Origin of the sequence: Aquibacillus kalidii, assembly GCF_014280935.1 — a bacterium.
GTDB classification, from domain to species: Bacteria; Bacillota; Bacilli; order Bacillales; family Amphibacillaceae; genus Aquibacillus_D; species Aquibacillus_D kalidii.
In genome coordinates, this window is record NZ_JACLZI010000010.1 from 1 (window position 1) to 18,892 (window position 18,892).

An 18,892-nucleotide genomic window follows, 5' to 3' on the forward strand; every position below is an offset into this window, starting at 1 on the left:
GAAGCGTTCCCCACGGAAAGCGAGTGTTTTTCCGCAGCGTCGGATTTGCACTCAACTAATCAAAAAATAAGAAGTTACTGCAGATTTTATCTCAATTACACAGTTTTGATTGTGACAAATAGCAAAAAGGTTTTATGTAAATAGAAAAAAGCAATTCCTGAAGAGGAACTGCTTTTATCGTTAGTAGCGGCGGAGGGGATCGAACCCACGACCTCACGGGTATGAACCGTACGCTCTCGCCAGCTGAGCTACGCCGCCATAATATTTTATTAAGTTAAAGAGTCACAATTGATATATTACAATAGGTTGCTAAGTGTGTCAATATTAATTATAAGTAATTTTAACCTGAATATCGTAATACACTAATATGTCACATACTCCAAAAAATGGTAGGATAGTAATAATAAAATGGTAGGGGTGGAAATATGATCTGTCTAATTAGACACGGACAAACCGATTGGAACTACTTGGGAAAGTTGCAAGGAAAGACCGATATACCGCTTAATCAGGTTGGGATCAAACAGGCTAGTCAATGTAGAGATTACTTTAAAGGAGGAGATTGGGATTTAATAATTGCAAGCCCTTTAGAACGAGCTAAGAGGACTGCTGAGATTATTAATCAAGGTCTAGGAATTGACTTAGTCTTAATGGAAGACTTCAAGGAAAGGTCCTTTGGTGATGCAGAGGGGTTAACGCTTGAAGAAAGAAATGAGCAGTATCCAGATGGTAACTATCCAGGTATGGAAACGAGAAGTGCCCTAACAGATAGAGTAATGGGTGGCATGGAAAAGATAAACCTTACATACCCAAACAAAAAAATTCTCTTAGTTGCTCATGGTGCAGTAATAAATGCTATCCTTTCCGTTATGTCAGATGGTGAAATTGGTGTTGGTAAGACGCAGCTATTGAATGCTTGCATCAGCAATGTCCAGTATATGGAGGAAAAGTGGAAGATTCATAACTATAATCAAGTAGGTCACCTAAACCAGATAAAAGAATAGGAGGAAGTATATTGAAAGAGAACCTTGCTATCTTTGATCATGACTTTGTAGCGATGGGCACTGCAAGTAGAGAAGAAGTACATAAAAAAGGATTATGGCATCAAACATTTCATTGTTGGATCATAATAGAGGAATACGGTCAAAGTTATTTAGTATTTCAGAAAAGACATGAGCAAAAAGATACATTTGCAAACTTACTAGATATTTCAGCAGCTGGCCATTTATTGGCAGGAGAGGGACCAGAAGATGGAGTAAGGGAGCTTGAAGAGGAACTTGGAATAGCTGTACCATTTAGTGAACTTACCTCAATAGGAGTAATTCGCGAAGAATTAGTAGGTGCAGATTTTATTGATAAAGAGTTTTGTCATGTCTTTTTATATAAAACCTCAAAGAAACTAACGGATTTTGCAATTCAAGAGGAGGAATTAACTGGTCTAGTTAAAATAAATGTAGAGGATTTACTACTCCTAGTAGATAACAAGTATAACCATATAGATGCGACTGGGTTCACTTCAATTAATGGGAACAAGACGTCTGTTAGTTTTAAGGTTAGCAAAAGTGATTTAGTACCACATTATGAAAGCTATTATCTTCGAGTATGCCGTGCAGTTAAAAATTATAGTTCTATAGTAAAAAGCTGATTCCTTAAATGAAATCAGCTTTTTTAGTATAGAAATTTATTAAATCAGCCCCGCCCATACGTCGCAAAGTGGCGTTCTGCACTTTCGTTCTTGCCTTCTCATAAAAAATTATATCTGTCTCCATAATCTATCATTCGACTATAAAGTTTTTAACTCTATGTTTCGTCAAAAAACTTTATCTATTGTGAACCGTTAAAAACCCACTGTTTTCATATGATAGACCACTAGTTTTACTAAGTAAAGGTCAGGGTGAAAGGATTTATCAATCGACATGAACAGGGGAAGAAAGGTAGTTTTTATGTTGAAAAGGGTGCACGAACCTAGAATGAAGTCGAACATTTTTGAACGACACTTCTGTTGTTTTGACAAAATATTAAGTAGAGGTGTGTTTTAATAGACAGCAAGAAGGAGTGGTGTAGAATGATGGATTCAGCTACTGGGAACGAATCCAAATCAATTGGACTTCATAATCGAAAACTTGTTGAGTCGTGGAGACATAATATAGGGCAGAAAGCAAAGTATATTTTCCTTGAAAAAGGTTGGTTATTATTTATTGTCGGCTTTTTACTTGGACGAGCTATTGTGCTTTCATCTCTAGCTCCATTTGGACTAGCTTTTTTAGCTTCTGTCTGGTTCATGCGCAAAGATAAGTCATTTAAGTTAATACTTGCTACCGTTGCAGGTGCACTAACATTAAGCCTTGAACATGGTTTATATGCAGTTACTGCAATGGTAGTGTTTGTATTCTTTGCATCCTTGTTAAAGCATATGAATCATCAGCAAAAAATAATACCAATACTAGTATTCTTCTCAAGTGTTTTACCAAGAGTTTTATACTATTCATTATTTGAACAGTTAACCTCATACGAGTGGATGTTGGCAGCGGTTGAGGGAGTACTTAGCTCTGTCTTAGTACTTATATTTATGCAAAGTATTCCGTTATTATCACCAAAAAGATATAAACCAACGTTAAAAAATGAAGAAATTGTTTGCATGATCATTCTACTTGCTTCTGTTTTGACCGGAACGATTGGCTGGGAGATACAGGGAGCATCAATGGAGCAAATTTCATCAAGATATCTTGTATTGTGGTTGTCCTATGTTGGTGGAGCTGCAATTGGATCCACAGTTGGAGTAGTAGCAGGGTTAATCTTAAGCCTCGCCAATGTAGCAAGTCTTTACCAAATGAGTCTACTAGCATTTTCAGGACTACTAGGCGGTTTGTTAAAAGACGGTAAGAAAATAGGGGTCGGTTTAGGACTACTAGTAGGGACTCTATTGATCGGTATTTATGGTAAAGGAATAGATGCTTTAATGCCATCCATGTTAGAGTCGGGAATTGCGATTATCCTATTTTTCTGTACTCCAGAAAGTTGGATAAAGAAAATATCCAGGTACATCCCTGGGACAATTGAACACTCAAAGGAACAAGAACAATATTTACAAAAAGTTCGTGATGTAACGGCTAATGGTGTGGAACAGTTCTCTAACGTGTTCCAGGCATTATCAAAGAGTTTTACTTTGGAACAAAAGAATGTATTGGAAGAAGGTAATGATAAAGAGACAGACTACTTTTTAAGTAATGTAACGGAAAAAACTTGTCAAACTTGTTTTAAAAAAGAATGGTGTTGGGCCCAACAATTTGATAAGACATATGAGCTAATGACAGACCTTAAAGAAGAATTGGGAGAGGGCCAACATCCGAATAAGATTCTTCAAAGTAACTTTGAAAACCACTGTGTCAAGTCTAAAAAAGTAATCGATACAATGAATCAGGAACTATCCTTTTTCGAAGCAAACCGCAAGTTAAAGAAGCAAGTCACAGAATCTAGACAATTTGTCGCGGATCAACTATCAGGTGTATCGGAGGTAATGGGTGACTTTGCTAAGGAGATTTTGAAAGAGCGTGAAAATCATGAGCAACAAGAGGTTGAGATCGTTGCAGCTTTAAAACATATGGGTATGGAATTAGAAAAACTAGATATTTATAGTCTAGAAAAAGGCAACATAGATATTGAAATGAATTTATCCTTTTATAACTACCACGGAGAAGGTCCAAAGCTGATCGCACCAATGCTATCAGATATTTTGAAGGAGACAGTTATTGTAAAAGAAGAAGAAATATCACCGATACCTAATGGTTACTGTTATTTATCCTTTGGATCAGCAAGGAAGTATGTAATTGAAACAGGAGTGTCCCATGCAGCTAAAGGTGGAGGTTTAGTCTCTGGCGATAGTTATTCCACCATTGAATTAGGAGCAGGAAAATATGCGATGGCAATTAGTGATGGGATGGGAAATGGTGAACGGGCACATGAAGAAAGTACTGAAACATTACGATTGTTACAGCAAATATTACAATCAGGAATTCAAGAACAGGTAGCCATTAAATCTATTAACTCTATTTTGTCATTAAGAACAAGTGATGAAATCTTTTCTACATTGGATCTGGCAATGGTTGATATGCACAATGCTGCAGTTCGTTTCCTGAAAATTGGTTCAACACCGAGCTTCATTAAAAGAGGAAGTAAAATTATTAAAGTAGAGGCTAGTAATCTGCCAATTGGAATTATTCAAGAGTTTGATGTTGAAGTTGTTAATGAACAACTAAAGGCTGGCGATTACTTAATTATGATGAGTGATGGCATTTTTGAAGGGCCAAAGAATATAGAGAATGTAGACATGTGGCTAAAAAGAAAAATAAAAGAAATGGTTACAGAAGATCCCCAGGATATGGCAGACCTTTTATTAGAAGAAGTAGTGCGTACACAGAATGGTGAGATTGATGATGATATGACTGTTTTAGTAGCAAAGATAGAAAAAAATAATCCGAAATGGGCGGCAATCCCTACATTTCATCAGACGGCAAACTAGAAATACTAGTGGAAATAGTAAGATAGATTTCTAGGTATATCTTTCTCCTATTTTGGCGAGAATGAGGATATCGAAGTGGAGTATGCAAGTCGTTTAAGAAATGGTTTGTATCTCTGGGACTTATAGGAGGAGGAATATCTTATGAAAAAAGGTACATTAAAACAAATTCTATTAATTACGGATGGCTGTTCTAACAAGGGAGAAGATCCTTCAGCAGTGGCAGCACTTGCAGCCCAGCAAGGAATCACAGTAAATGTTATTGGTGTATTAGAGGATGACCGGAGTGAGGATCCGATGGGGCTTCAGGAAGTAGAAGATATCGCCATGTCTGGTGAAGGTGTTAGTCAAATTGTTTATAAACAGTCATTATCTCAAACGGTCCAAACGGTTACTAAACAAGCAATGACTCAGACGCTACAAGGTGTAGTTAACCAAGAATTGAAGCAGATTCTAGGCTCGAAACAAAGTCTTGAGGAATTGCCTCCTGAACAAAGAGGAGAAGTAATGGAAGTGGTTGAAGATCTAGGTGAAACCTGTGATTTAGAAGTATTAGTCTTAGTAGATACAAGTGCAAGTATGAGTAATAAATTACCAACAGTTCGTGAAGCATTAATAGATTTATCTGTTAGTATGAATGCACGAATTGGCAGAAATAGATTTGCTATTTACTCATTTCCTGGAAAGAAAAAAGCAATAGATAAAGTGTCAGATTGGGCATCTAAGCTTGATTCAGTATCCTCCGTATTTCCTAAACTAACTAGTGGTGGAATTACCCCTACTGGCCCAGCAATTAAAGATGCGATGTATGAATTTGGTAAGAAAAGCTTAAAAAGGAGCTTTATGAGAGAAGATGAACCAAACATCGAAGAAGCGGGCTATTGATTTTAGGCGAGGTCAGGTTGTCAGAGGGAAGTGGCACCATCATCACTATACAATTATTAGTAAGCTAGGTCATGGAGCGATAGGATCTGTTTATCTTTGTGAATCAAACGGGAAACAAATGGCATTGAAGATTAGTGAAAAAAGTTCGTCTGTAACAATGGAGGTTAATGTTTTAAAAACATTCCAAAAGGTCCAGGGAAATCGCCTTGGGCCTTCTTTGTTAGATGTAGATGACTGGGTGGATCCGAGCGGTGTTCAATACTCCTTTTATGTAATGGAGTACTTACGTGGAAAGCAGCTGTCAACTTATGTGAAAAGTCATGGTGAAGAATGGTTAGGTATCTTAATGTTACAACTATTGGGTGATCTAGAAAGTTTACATCAACAAGGGTGGGTGTTTGGTGATTTAAAAACAGAAAACTTGATTGTGACATACCCTCCTGCGAGAATGAGATGGATAGATGTAGGGGGAACTACCCAAATAGGTAGGTCTATTAAAGAATACACTGAATTCTTTGATAGAGGTTATTGGAACATGGGTACAAGAAAGGCTGAGCCAAGCTATGATTTATTTGCTCTTGCTATGGTGATGGTCCATTTCTATCATCCAAAACGTTTTGAACGAGGAAGTTCCCCTAAACGAACATTATTAACAAAGCTAAATCAAACAACACAGTTGAAAAAATACGAATCTGTTTTAAAAAATGCATTAACTGGTCAATACCAAACAAGTGAACAAATGAAACGAGATTTATCTCATGTATTAATGGAGAAACAAATTTCTAAAGAAAATTATAGTAGGAAAGATAAAGTTAATAAGCCAGTAAGTAGTAAGCAGCCCGTAACGCAGAAAAGGTCACAAATGCCTCAAGCGACTCAAAATAAAAAAAGTGTCCACCCGATTTTGGAAAGTCTTGGAATTACCCTTGTTGTCATGGTGTTCTATCTATTTTATCTATTTTTGAATTAGTTCTATAATTAAACTATCCTATTATCTCCCTTTTTGTTAAGATAAGGGAGGTAATGGGATAAGTAGTTATCGTACATAGGAAAAAGAAATCTATATAAGTAGTTGGAGTGTCTATCATGATTCAAGAGGTTAGCGACTTTATTTATAAACATCAGCTATTACACAAAAAATCAACCGTAATAGTAGGGGTATCAGGTGGCCCTGACTCGTTAGCACTCCTTCATTTGTTACATACGCTTAAGGAAACGTGGGAATTAAGACTGATTGCTGCATCAGTTGATCACCAATTAAGGGGAAAAGAGTCTGAACAAGATGTTGAGTTTGTTAAATCAATATGTAAGCAATGGGAAATTGAATTTGTTGAAACTAAAGTAGATGTTAAAACGTATAAGAAGGAATCTAGCGTAGGAACTCAACAAGCTGCTAGAGAATTACGTTATCAATATTTTCGTGAACAAATGGAAGTCTTCCAAGCAGACTATCTAGCCTTAGGTCACCATGGAGACGATCAAGCTGAAACTTTAGTAATGAGGTTAACGCGAGGAACCAATCCAGATGGCTTAAAGGGTATTCCGATGAAGCGGGAATTTGCTAACGGACATATCATTCGCCCATTTCTTTCCGTGACAAGAGTTGCTATTGAAGAATACTGTAAGAATAATGATTTAACACCAAGAATAGACCCTTCCAACAGTGAAGACAGTTATACACGGAATTTTTACAGGATACATGTTTTGCCCTTACTAAAACAACAAAATCCAAATTTGATTAGCAATTTATTTAGGCTTAGCCAAACTATTACCCATGATGAATTGTACTTAAATTTAGAGGCAGAAAAGGTTTTGAAACAAGCGGTTACTTTTTCGAGTGACACTAAGGAAGCAAGTCTTGATCTTCATCCTTTTTCAAAATACCCGATTGCTTTACAAAGAAGAGCCTTTCATCTAATATTAAATTATCTATACCATACGATGCCTGATGGATTGTCATATGTTCATGAGGATCAATTTTTTGAAATAATACATAATAGTAAGCCAAATGTTACGATTGATTTACCTAGTCAGTTGAAAATGAGTAAAGCTTACGATTTCGTTCATTTTTACTTTGTTAAGTTTGAAAGCGAAGTGAAAGCATTCCATTTGCCCTTACAAGTGCCAGGTAGTTGTCAGCTTTTAGATGGATCCAAACTAACAGCAACTGTCACATCAAATCCTGATAAGAATACTAAGTATTTAATGAGTTTCGCGATTGATGAGACATTTGCATTTCCTCTAATCATCCGTTATAGAAAGCCTGGGGATAAGATCCGAGTTAAAGGATTGAATGGTAGGAAAAAGGTGAAAGATATTTTTATTGATGAGAAGATACCTTTAAGCCAGCGAGACACTTGGCCCATAGTTGTAGATCAAAAAGGAAATATTGTATGGATTATAGGTTTAAAAAAGGGAATAGTTACAGATAGAGATATAGCAAGCAGTAATTTTCTTCAATTACATTACATTAAAGGCAACATGTAGGAGGATAAGGGATGCACAATGATATTGAAAAAGTATTAATTTCTAAAGAAGAAATTGAACAAAAGTGTAAAGAAATTGGAAAGCAGTTAACCGAAGAATATGATGGTAAATTCCCTTTAGCCATCGGTGTATTAAAAGGCGCATTGCCTTTTATGTCAGATGTACTAAGGCATACTGAGACATATTTAGAAATGGACTTTATGGATGTGTCAAGTTATGGCGGTGAGATGCGTTCATCAGGCGAAGTGAAGATTGTAAAGGATCTAAATACGAAAGTAGAAGGAAGAGACATACTTATAATAGAAGATATTATAGACAGTGGTCTTACCCTTAGCTACTTAGTTGATTTGTTTAAGTATAGAAAAGCAAATTCAATTAAAATCGTCACATTACTAGATAAGCCTGAGGGACGAACAGTTGATATAAAGGCTGATATTGTAGGTTTTAAAGTTCCAAACGAATTTGTTGTTGGGTATGGTCTAGATTATCAAGAAAAATACCGTAACCTATCTTATATAGGGGTATTAAAGCCTAAAGTATATGGTGGCGAATAATAACAAGATTAATTCAGTGGAATGAGTGGAAGAATTGTAACATATCCTAAAAGGGTAATTGCAATTAGTTGTAATGGTCCTTTTTAATATGGTACTATTTACTATAGTTTTCTCGTTTGGGAGGAGGTAGGCAATGAATCGAATATTTCGGAATGTGATATTTTATTTCCTAATATTCCTAGTAGTAATCGGAGTAGTTGGAGTATTTAATGGCTCGAATAATCAAACGGAAGAATTTAAAGTGAATGACTTTGTTGAGAAGTTAAACAACGGTGAAATTGCTGCTGTTGAGATGAGACCTTCAAATGGTGTCTATCTTATAACTGGTAAATTAGATGATGAAAAAGGTACTACTTTTTCAACTAACGTACCAAATAACAATTCTATTGTTACTGATATCTATCAAACGGCTCAAAGCCAAAAGATATTAGTGGACGTAAAACCAGAGAAACAACCAAGTGGTTGGGTAACATTCTTAACTACGATGATACCGTTTGTTATTATATTTATCTTATTCTTTTTCCTTCTTAATCAGGCCCAAGGTGGCGGAAGCCGTGTTATGAACTTTGGTAAGAGTAAGGCCAAGATGTATAGTGAAGAGAAAAAGAAGGTTAGATTTAAGGATGTTGCGGGTGCAGATGAAGAGAAGCAAGAACTAGTAGAAGTAGTTGACTTCTTAAAGGATCCGCGTAAGTTTACTGCAATTGGGGCTAAGATCCCGAAAGGTGTTTTATTAGTTGGTCCTCCGGGGACAGGTAAAACATTACTAGCAAGAGCTGTTGCCGGTGAAGCAGGCGTACCGTTTTTCTCTATCAGTGGTTCTGATTTCGTAGAGATGTTTGTCGGTGTCGGTGCATCTCGTGTTCGTGATTTATTCGAAAATGCGAAAAAAAATGCACCATGTATCATCTTTATTGATGAAATTGATGCAGTTGGTAGACAGCGTGGTGCGGGTGTTGGTGGTGGACACGATGAGCGTGAACAAACACTAAACCAGTTACTTGTAGAGATGGATGGTTTTGGTGAAAATGAAGGTATTATTATTATTGCCGCAACTAACAGACCAGATATCCTAGACCCTGCGTTGTTACGTCCTGGTCGTTTTGACCGTCAAATTACAGTTGATCGTCCTGACCTAAAAGGTCGTGAGGATGTTCTAAAAGTTCATGCTAGAAATAAACCTCTAGATGAAAGTGTAGACCTAAAAACTATTGCAATGCGTACACCTGGATTCTCAGGAGCAGATTTAGAAAATTTATTAAATGAAGCGGCATTAGTAGCTGCAAGAAGTGATAAAACGAAGATTGACATGGAAGATGTTGACGAAGCGATTGACCGTGTTATTGCAGGACCTGCTAAGAAGAGTAGGGTAATTTCCAAAAAAGAACGTAACATCGTGGCATATCATGAAAGTGGGCATACTGTCATTGGTATGGTATTAGATGATGCGGATATGGTACATAAAGTAACTATTGTACCTAGAGGTCAAGCTGGTGGTTATGCTGTTATGCTTCCGAGGGAAGACAGATACTTTATGACTAAACCAGAACTCTTAGATAAAATTACTGGCTTACTTGGGGGCCGTGTGGCTGAAGAGGTTATCTTTGGTGAAGTAAGTACTGGAGCTCACAATGATTTCCAACGCGCTACAGGAATTGCTCGTAAAATGGTAACCGAATATGGAATGAGTGATAAAATCGGACCATTACAATTCGGAAGTTCCGGAGGTCAAGTATTTCTTGGCAGAGATATGCAAAATGAACAAAACTATAGTGATGCAATTGCATATGAGATTGATCAAGAGATTCAAAACTTTATCAATCAATGCTACGAGCGAGCAAAGCAAATCCTTACTGACAAGAAGGATAAGCTTGAATTAATTGCTCAGACTTTACTTGAAGTAGAAACTTTAGATGCAGCACAAATTAAATCGTTGTTTGAAGAAGGTGTACTTCCTGATCCAGTTGTATCCGAACAGGATGGTAAAGATACTAAACAAGATAGTACCAAGGATAGTACAGAAGAAAATCCTTCAACTGATTCAAAAGATGTTCGAGTAAATATAAACTCGAAGTCAGAGGAAAAAACAGAAGAATCAAATGAAGATAAAAGCAAAGAATAATGAGAAAGAGCCTTTCCTTGAGAAAGGCTTTTTTCTATATGTGGGTTTATCCTTAACAATCAGTACACTTGCGCTTTTATTTGATAAATGTGTAAAATTAGCTACAGGTGTCATTCATTAAACCATACATAAGATTTGATAAAGGATTAAATGAGAAAAAAGTTATCAGTAATAGGACGACAATTACAGGCGCACATTATAATTAGAAGTGGTGAATAAGCAATGATTTTTGTTTTAGATGTAGGTAATACCAATACAGTCTTAGGTGTATTTAAAGATGGACAACTTGCATACCAGTGGCGGATTAAAACAGATCGTTATAAAACAGAAGATGAATTTGCCATGCTTATTAAATCGTTAATGGATCATGATGGATTAACATTCTCAGATATGGATGGAATTATAATCTCTTCTGTTGTACCACCGATTATGTTTGCATTAGAGAGGATGGCAGAAAAATACTTTAAAAAGAGGCCGATGATTATAGGCAGTAAAACGATTAATTCTTCTCTGAAGATGCTTTACCCTAATCCGAGTGAGTTGGGAGCAGATAGAGTTGTAAATGCAGTTGGAGCTATCCAAGAATATGGTAGTCCACTAATTATTATAGATTTTGGAACGGCAACTACATACTGCTATATTAATGAGAAGACAGAATATGTAGGTGGAGCAATTGCCCCCGGTATTAATGTTTCGCTAGAAGCTTTATATTCAAAAGCGGCAAAACTACCTAAAATTGAAATAAAAAACCCAGGTAATGTGATAGGTGCTTCTACTGTCGAGGCGATGCAATCTGGAGTTTACTTTGGATACGTTGGCCAGGTTGACGAAGTGGTTCGGAGAATAAAAGAGCAGTATTCGGATAACCCAAAGGTAATTGCAACAGGTGGCTTATCAACGCTTATTGCTAAGGATTCTGCAACAATTGATATTGTAGATACCTCCTTAACGCTTAAGGGCCTCTATCAGATTTATACTAAAAATGAAAAAAATAATACAAACAAATAAAGGAGCGAAATACAACATGGGTGATTACTTAATAAAGGCAACAGCGTTTAAAGGATCTGTACGTGCTTATGCCATTCAATCAACAGATACAGTTGAAGAGGCTAGAAGAAGACAGGATACATGGGCAACGGCATCTGCGGCTTTAGGTAGGACGATTACCATAACTGCAATGATGGGAGCTATGCTTAAAGGTAAGGACAAACTAACTGTTAAATTAGAAGGTGATGGGCCAACTGGACCAATTGTTGCTGACGGAAATGCGATTGGGGAAGTGAGAGGATATATTTCCAATCCTCATGTTGATTTTGATTTGAATGAAAAAGGAAAACTAGACGTAGCAAGAGCTGTTGGAACTCAAGGTACGCTGAGTGTTGTTAAAGACTTGGGATTAAAAGAGCACTTTACTGGCCAGGTACCAATTATTTCAGGAGAAGTGAGTGAGGACTTCACATACTACTTTGCTAACTCAGAACAGGTACCATCTGCTGTTGGGGCAGGGGTACTCGTGAATCCAGATCATACCATTTTGGCGTCAGGTGGCTTTATTATTCAAGTGATGCCTGGTGCAAGTGATGATACAATATCAATGATTGAAAATAGAATTAATAATATTCCACCAATTTCAAGCTTAGTACGTGATGGTAATTCACCAGAAGAAATATTAAATAAGCTTCTAGGGGAAGAAAACCTTAAAATACACGAAAAGTTGCCAATTGAATACCACTGTCATTGTTCAAAAGACAGAATCGGCCAAGCTATTAAAAGCTTAGGTAATGAAGAAATTGATCTAATGATCCAAGAAGATAACGGTGCTGAGGCAACGTGCCATTTTTGTAATGAGAAATATACCTTCGATGTGGAGGAATTAAGTGAATTAAAATCAGAATAGGGAGAGGAAAGTAATGATATGACCCGGAAGTTTCTATGGGGAGTAATCATCATACTATTACTAACGAATTTATTGACAGTAGCAGTATGGATGAAGGATAGAAGTGTTAATAATTTAAGTTTTTTAAATGTTGATGTTAAAGAGGATGAACCGGTAGCAACAATAGGAAATAGTGAAATCTCTTCTGAACAATGGTTAGCGGACTTGGAAACAAACTATGGGAAACAGTCATTAAAGGAGTTAATCAACAAAAATATTGTCACGAAACTGGCTAAGGATGAAAACCTAGAAGTAAACAGTAAAATAATAGAGCGGGAGATCTCTCTTTTATTAACCATGAAAGGTGTTCTAGGTAAGGAAGAAATTGAACGGAATATAAAGAAGTGGACCGAGGATATTCGCTACCGTTTATATTTAGAAGAATTGTTTACGAGGGACATAGAAATAGCGAATAGTGAAATAGAAGAATATTACGAGCATTATAAAAACCAATACCAGTTTCAAGAATCCATACAACTTTCGCATATTCTAGTTAAGGATAAAGAAACGGCAGAAAAGCTAATTCGCGAGTTGGAAAATGGTGAATCTTTCGAATCGCTTGCGAAAGAATATTCCATTGATGAAAACACTAGGCTAAAAGGTGGTTATTTAGGGTACTTTACAGAGGACAGTGAATTATTACCATCTGAATATTATTCTAAGGCAAGTGATATGAAAGAGTTATCTTACAGCGATCCTTTTCTGTCTGCAAATGGTGTTGCTATTATCTATCTCCACCAATTACTTCCATCAGTGACCTTTGATTTCGAGGAACTAAAAAGCCAAATAAGGCGTGATCTTGCATTGGACAAATTAAAGAGTTCAGTTAATGCTGACCAATTGTGGGACCAATTCGAAGTTAATTGGGTATATGATTAAAAAAAGTAATAAAATTCCGACCATTTAGGTTGATTTTTATGGTTAAATAAAGTAAATTGAAAATACAAACAAATCCAACAAAAATACTAGGGATTAGGAGTGATAGCATGAAAGCAGCACAATCAATTGCTGAATTAATCGGGAATACCCCAATCGTAAAATTAAATCGCACGGCAGGTTCAGAGGATGCTGAAATTTACTTGAAGCTTGAATATATGAATCCTGGTAGCTCTGTAAAAGACCGTATTGCCCTTGCTATGGTAGAAGCAGCAGAAAAGGCTGGTAAACTAAAGGATGGAGATACTATCATTGAGCCGACTAGTGGTAATACTGGTATTGGTATTGCTTTAGTAGCTGCAATTAAAGGTTATAAAGCGATTCTAGTTATGCCTGATACAATGAGTATGGAACGTCGTAATTTACTACGTGCTTATGGTGCGGAATTAGTGCTTACTCCGGGTGCTGAAGGTATGAAAGGTGCCATTAAGAAAGCTGAAGAACTACAAGAACAAAATGGCTACTTTATGCCGCAGCAGTTTAACAATGAAGCAAATCCAGAGGTACATGCTCGTACTACTGGTAAGGAAATTGTGGAACAAATGGGTGATCAATTAGATGCATTCATTTCTGGAATTGGTACAGGTGGAACTATTACAGGAGCTGGAAAAGTATTAAAAGAGGCTTATAAAGACATTACTATCTACGCTGTAGAGCCGGAAGCATCTGCGATATTATCTGGAGGTCAACCAGGACCGCACAAAATTCAAGGAATTGGTGCAGGTTTTGTACCGAAAGTTTTAAATACCGAAATTTATGATGAAGTTCTTACAGTAAGTAATGATGAGGCTTACGCAGCTGCACGTGAAGCAGCACGAAACGAAGGTGTACTTGGTGGTGTTTCATCAGGTGCCGCGATCCATGCAGCGAAACAAGTGGCTAAAAAACTAGGAAAAGGCAAAAAGGTTTTAGCAGTTATTCCTAGTAACGGAGAAAGATACTTGTCTACACCTCTATATCAATTTGATGAAGAATAAATAATAGTTAATGGGCGGTCTCGCTAAAAAGAGATCGTCTTTATTATTGTTGCTAGTTTTAACACAACTTAATTCTAAGTGTTAAACTGTAAGACAAAGGTCAAGAAAAAGGATGGTTACTTATGGACAAGTGGTTAACGACTAATGTAAAACGTTATAACTTGGATAGGAAAACGTTGGTAATGGGTATATTAAATGTTACACCTGATTCCTTTTCTGATGGGGGTAACTTTAATGAGATAGATGCAGCTGTAGAACAGGCAATCCACTTAGAAAAGGATGGTGCGGATATAATTGATGTTGGAGGGGAATCAACACGCCCGGGTCATCAACCAGTTTCTTTACAAGAGGAGCTCGATCGAGTTCTCCCAATTATTAAAGCATTACATGGTAAAATAAATATTCCAATATCTATTGATACCTATAAAGCAGAAGTAGCTAGACAGGCTGTATTAGCTGGAGCTGCGATAATAAATGATATCTGGGGTGCAAAGAAGGAACCGGAGATTGCTGAAGTGGCGGCTTCATTTCATGTACCAATTATCTTAATGCATAACAGAACAGATACAAGCTATACGTCTATTATGGATGATATGAAAGCAGATTTTATGGAAAGTATTGCAATTGCAATAAATGCGGGGGTGGAACAAAACAATATTATTTTAGACCCTGGGATAGGTTTTGCAAAAACACATGAAGAAAATCTATATGTCATGCGGAATCTAGATCAAATAAAAGAATTAGGCTATCCATTGCTATTAGGAACATCAAGGAAAAGAATGATAGGGAATGTTTTAAATTTACCTGTTGATCAAAGGGATGAGGGGACAGGAGCTACAACCTGTTTTGGAATAACAAAAGGTGTTGATATTGTTAGGGTACATAATGTACAATCAACGGTACGAATGACTAGGATGATGGATGCTATGATGGGAAAAGGGTGCGAGTAACTTGGATAAAATTTACCTAAATAAGATGGAGTTCTATGGTTATCACGGATTATTTCCGGAAGAAAATAAGCTAGGGCAAAGGTTTTATGTTGATTTAATATTAGCAGTTGATTTGTATAAAGCTGGAAAGACCGACAATATGGCAGACTCAGTTAATTACGGTAGCATTTTTCAAGTAACAAAGGAAATAGTTGAAGGTGCGGCTAGGAATTTAGTAGAGGCTGTTGCAGATGATATAGCAGAAGCGTTATTGGGTGAGTTTGATAAAATAACAGCTTGTACGGTTAAAATATATAAACCCGATCCGCCTATACCAGGACATTATCAATCTGTAGCTGTAGAAATCTATAGGGAGAAAAAATGATGAATACGGCATATATAGCGCTTGGTTCAAATATCAAGCCAAGGGACCATTATCTAAATCAGGCAATCAAAAATTTAGAAACAGATGATGTTAAACTGGTGAATAAGTCGTCTGTATATGAAACTGACCCAGTTGGATATACAGAACAAGATAATTTTTTAAATATGGTTTTGGAAATAGAAACCAATCTTGACCCTATTAATTTATTATTATATTGCCAGTCTGTAGAATTGCAACTGGGTAGAAAAAGAAAGTTGAGATGGGGCCCACGAACGATAGACCTTGACATTTTGCTTTACAATCAAGAAAATATTAAAACGGAACAATTAACTGTACCTCATCCTAGAATGAACGAGCGAGCTTTTGTGTTAATTCCTTTAAATGAGTTGAATCCATTGATTAACATACCATTGATAAACAAAAGTGTGTCCTCTATTCTAGATGGGGTATCGCCAGAAGAAAAAAAGGGAGTAATTAAATGGATGCCATCGAATGGGGAAGGCGAATAAAGGCCTATCGTAAATTAAAGGGATATACTCAAATTGAATTTGCAAGAGCATTAAGTATCTCAGTTTCGATAATGGGTGAGGTAGAACGTGGTAATCGCGTTCCGTCTGATGAATTAATAAACAGCATTGCAGAAGTTTTAAATGTATCCATTGAAGAGCTAGAGAATAAAGCATAATTGTAAGAGGACTAGCAAATGTATGTAGGTTGCACATATTGGGATATACTTAATCAGGTGAAGAGTCTCTTAGATACCTGTACTAGACGATGGAGATATTGATTTTTCTAAAATAGCAAAAACAGATCTTAAGGAACCGGTTCTTATTAAAGAGAACAAAAGTACCCAGTTCTGTAATGGGAAAAATACTTGCTATTATAAAGGAATAAAAGATTTGGAGAAGTGAGAAGTCAATTGAATCACGTTGAATTCGTCAAGGTTTAGAATAAATTCTATATAATTATGTAGAACAGCTTCAAGAACGTATTTCTTAAGGGTTTAACATTGACACGTTGCATCTCGTTTTCTATACTAAACCATATGTGTGATGCTGCCAGTACTCAACTGGCAGCTTTTTAATAATGAAAGTATTTGTTGAGTTATTAGTGAATTAACTTTTTGAAGTCTTTACATATATCTAGAAAAATTTAATAAAATGGAGTGAGACAAAAATGAGTGAAGAATTAAATGAGCATATGCGTGTCCGTAGAGACAAATTGCAAGCTTATCAAGGAAAAGGCATAGACCCATTCGGAGACAAATTCGAAAGAACGCATCTAGCTGAAGAACTACAGGTAGCATACGAACAACTTTCAAAAGAAGAATTAGAGGAAAAGAAAATAGAAACTACTATTGCTGGCCGTGTCATGACTAAGCGCGGAAAAGGTAAGGCTGGCTTTACTCATATCCAAGATCTAAGTGGCCAGATTCAACTGTATGTTAGAAAAGATAAAATTGGTGAAGAAGCATATGAACTTTTTAATACCGTCGATTTAGGAGATATTGTTGGAGTAACGGGAATAGTTTTTAAAACCAACGTTGGGGAATTATCTGTAAAAGCTGATAAATTTGAGCTATTAACTAAATCTCTTAGACCGTTACCGGAAAAGTTTCATGGTTTAAAGGATGTAGAACAACGATACCGTCAACGTTACCTAGATTTAATAACCAATCCTCAGAGTAAGGAAACGTTTGTAACACGTAGTAAAATTATTCAATCCATGCGTCGTTATTTAGATAATAGTGGATTTTTAGAAGTTGAAACACCAATGATGCACGGCATAGCTGGTGGAGCTTCAGCTAGACCTTTTATTACGCACCACAATGCATTAGATATTCCTTTATATATGAGGATAGCAATTGAACTGCATTTAAAAAGACTGATTGTTGGTGGAATGGAAAAAGTATATGAAATTGGACGAGTGTTCCGTAATGAGGGTGTATCTACACGCCATAATCCAGAGTTTACAATGTTAGAACTATATGAAGCTTATGCTGACTTCCATGACGTCATGTCACTTGTGGAAAACATGGTTGCGCATATTGCTAAAGAAGTAACGGGTTCAACCACTGTTCCTTATGGAGATTATGAAGTTAATTTGGAACCAAAATGGACAAGACTTCATATGGTAGATGCAGTAAAAAATCAAACGGGTGTTGATTTCTGGCAACAAATGAGTAATGAAGATGCAAAATCTCTTGCTAAAGAGCATGGAGTAGAAATAAAGGATACGATGACTTTTGGTCATATCGTAAACGAATTTTTTGAACAAAAGGTAGAAGAAACATTAATACAACCAACATTTGTATATGGACATCCAGTAGAGATATCTCCATTAGCTAAGAAAAATAAAGAAGATGAGAGATTTACGGATAGGTTTGAGTTATTTATTGTTGGTAGAGAACATGCAAATGCATTTTCTGAATTGAATGATCCAATAGATCAACGTGAAAGATTTGAAGCGCAAGTGAAAGAGAAAGAGCAAGGAAACGACGAAGCGCATGATATGGATGAAGACTTCCTTGAAGCATTGGAGTACGGCATGCCGCCAACTGGAGGTCTAGGGATTGGAATTGATCGGCTAGTGATGTTGCTAACAAATGCGCCATCCATAAGAGATGTCTTGTTGTTCCCTCAGATGAGAAACCGGGATTAATTATTATAGAAAGGCCTACTATGTTAGGCCTTTTCTTTATTTTCAAACAAAATAATAAGATAGAAGGTTTAAATAATACTATTTTGTGTAATGATAATCTCTGTAAGAAAAAATTACATTAAACATTCGTAAATTTTCTATTGCTTTGTAATTGAAAGCATGTTAAATTATATATCGTTGCCTTGAACGGTAACGCAAATGTTTTAAAATCATATTGACTAATGATAATCAACATGATATATTATCAAGGTCGCTATTTTATGTATGACAATTTATGAAAGAAAATACATTGTAAAAAAGTTGTTGACTTTCTGTTGTCGGCTTGATACAATGTAAAAGTTGTCGCTTAAACAAGTGACTGAATATTGATCTTTGAAAACTGAACAAAACAATCAGTATGTCAAGTAAGAAAAAGCTAGTCAAGTTTTAGAGCAAGCAAACACTTTATGGAGAGTTTGATCTTGGCTCAGGACGAACGCTGGCGGCGTGCCTAATACATGCAAGTCG

The 18,892-nt window shown here is 36.4% G+C and carries 17 protein-coding genes, 1 tRNA gene and 1 rRNA gene; 18 read left to right on the plus strand and 1 reads right to left on the minus strand.

Annotated elements, in window-relative coordinates:
- Window positions 1–184 precede the first annotated feature (184 nt).
- Window positions 185–258 (minus strand) — tRNA-Met (locus H7K77_RS01085).
- 167 nt (window positions 259–425) lie between these two features.
- Between H7K77_RS01085 and H7K77_RS01090 the strand changes: the two genes are divergently transcribed.
- From H7K77_RS01090 to H7K77_RS01175, 18 genes are all read left to right on the plus strand, one after another.
- A complete protein-coding gene (locus H7K77_RS01090; protein ID WP_186575870.1) occupies window positions 426–1,001 on the plus strand; it encodes a histidine phosphatase family protein in 576 nt (191 codons plus the stop codon).
- 11 nt (window positions 1,002–1,012) lie between these two features.
- Entirely contained in the window at window positions 1,013–1,642 is a 630-nt protein-coding gene (locus tag H7K77_RS01095) for an NUDIX hydrolase (protein ID WP_235988793.1), read from the plus strand.
- Window positions 1,643–2,062: 420 nt separating this feature from the next.
- Complete coding sequence (gene spoIIE, locus H7K77_RS01100) at window positions 2,063–4,516, plus strand: stage II sporulation protein E (RefSeq protein WP_186575871.1); 2,454 nt, start codon at window positions 2,063–2,065, stop codon at window positions 4,514–4,516.
- Between the two features lie 141 nt (window positions 4,517–4,657).
- Window positions 4,658–5,398, plus strand: coding sequence for a VWA domain-containing protein (locus H7K77_RS01105; RefSeq protein ID WP_186575872.1), 741 nt, complete (start codon window positions 4,658–4,660; stop codon window positions 5,396–5,398).
- Entirely contained in the window at window positions 5,367–6,368 is a 1,002-nt protein-coding gene (locus tag H7K77_RS01110; RefSeq protein WP_186575873.1) for a protein kinase domain-containing protein, read from the plus strand. Before H7K77_RS01105 ends, H7K77_RS01110 begins: the two co-directional genes overlap by 32 nt.
- Before the next feature lie 116 nt (window positions 6,369–6,484).
- On the plus strand, window positions 6,485–7,885 hold the full coding sequence (gene tilS / locus H7K77_RS01115; RefSeq protein WP_186575874.1) for a tRNA lysidine(34) synthetase TilS: 1,401 nt from the start codon (window positions 6,485–6,487) through the stop codon (window positions 7,883–7,885).
- An 11-nt stretch (window positions 7,886–7,896) separates the two neighbouring features.
- Complete coding sequence (gene hpt / locus H7K77_RS01120; RefSeq protein ID WP_186575875.1) at window positions 7,897–8,439, plus strand: hypoxanthine phosphoribosyltransferase; 543 nt, start codon at window positions 7,897–7,899, stop codon at window positions 8,437–8,439.
- 133 nt (window positions 8,440–8,572) lie between these two features.
- Window positions 8,573–10,561, plus strand: coding sequence for an ATP-dependent zinc metalloprotease FtsH (ftsH, locus tag H7K77_RS01125; protein ID WP_186575876.1), 1,989 nt, complete (start codon window positions 8,573–8,575; stop codon window positions 10,559–10,561).
- 222 nt (window positions 10,562–10,783) lie between these two features.
- Window positions 10,784–11,569 (plus strand): type III pantothenate kinase, encoded by a 786-nt coding sequence (locus tag H7K77_RS01130; RefSeq protein ID WP_186575877.1) that lies wholly within the window; start codon window positions 10,784–10,786, stop codon window positions 11,567–11,569.
- 16 nt (window positions 11,570–11,585) lie between these two features.
- Window positions 11,586–12,458 carry an Hsp33 family molecular chaperone HslO gene (hslO, locus tag H7K77_RS01135; protein ID WP_186575878.1) on the plus strand — a complete coding sequence of 291 codons (873 nt, stop codon included), beginning with the start codon at window positions 11,586–11,588 and terminating at the stop codon, window positions 12,456–12,458.
- 18 nt (window positions 12,459–12,476) lie between these two features.
- Window positions 12,477–13,376: a peptidylprolyl isomerase gene (locus tag H7K77_RS01140; protein ID WP_186575879.1), complete on the plus strand. Its 900-nt coding sequence runs from the start codon at window positions 12,477–12,479 to the stop codon at window positions 13,374–13,376.
- Between the two features lie 107 nt (window positions 13,377–13,483).
- Window positions 13,484–14,410: a cysteine synthase A gene (gene cysK, locus H7K77_RS01145; protein ID WP_186575880.1), complete on the plus strand. Its 927-nt coding sequence runs from the start codon at window positions 13,484–13,486 to the stop codon at window positions 14,408–14,410.
- 122 nt (window positions 14,411–14,532) lie between these two features.
- On the plus strand, window positions 14,533–15,360 hold the full coding sequence (gene folP, locus H7K77_RS01150) for a dihydropteroate synthase (RefSeq protein ID WP_186575881.1): 828 nt from the start codon (window positions 14,533–14,535) through the stop codon (window positions 15,358–15,360).
- Window position 15,361: 1 nt separating this feature from the next.
- Window positions 15,362–15,724: a dihydroneopterin aldolase gene (folB, locus tag H7K77_RS01155; protein ID WP_186575882.1), complete on the plus strand. Its 363-nt coding sequence runs from the start codon at window positions 15,362–15,364 to the stop codon at window positions 15,722–15,724.
- Entirely contained in the window at window positions 15,724–16,233 is a 510-nt protein-coding gene (folK, locus tag H7K77_RS01160) for a 2-amino-4-hydroxy-6-hydroxymethyldihydropteridine diphosphokinase (protein ID WP_186575883.1), read from the plus strand. The genes folB and folK overlap by 1 nt, the downstream gene beginning before the upstream one ends.
- Window positions 16,203–16,409, plus strand: a complete 207-nt coding sequence (locus tag H7K77_RS01165) for a helix-turn-helix domain-containing protein (RefSeq protein WP_186575884.1) — start codon at window positions 16,203–16,205, stop codon at window positions 16,407–16,409. Before folK ends, H7K77_RS01165 begins: the two co-directional genes overlap by 31 nt.
- Before the next feature lie 491 nt (window positions 16,410–16,900).
- On the plus strand, window positions 16,901–18,385 hold the full coding sequence (lysS, locus tag H7K77_RS01170) for a lysine--tRNA ligase (protein WP_186575885.1): 1,485 nt from the start codon (window positions 16,901–16,903) through the stop codon (window positions 18,383–18,385).
- A gap of 443 nt (window positions 18,386–18,828) precedes the next feature.
- Window positions 18,829–18,892, plus strand: a 16S ribosomal RNA gene (locus H7K77_RS01175); the annotation flags it as partial.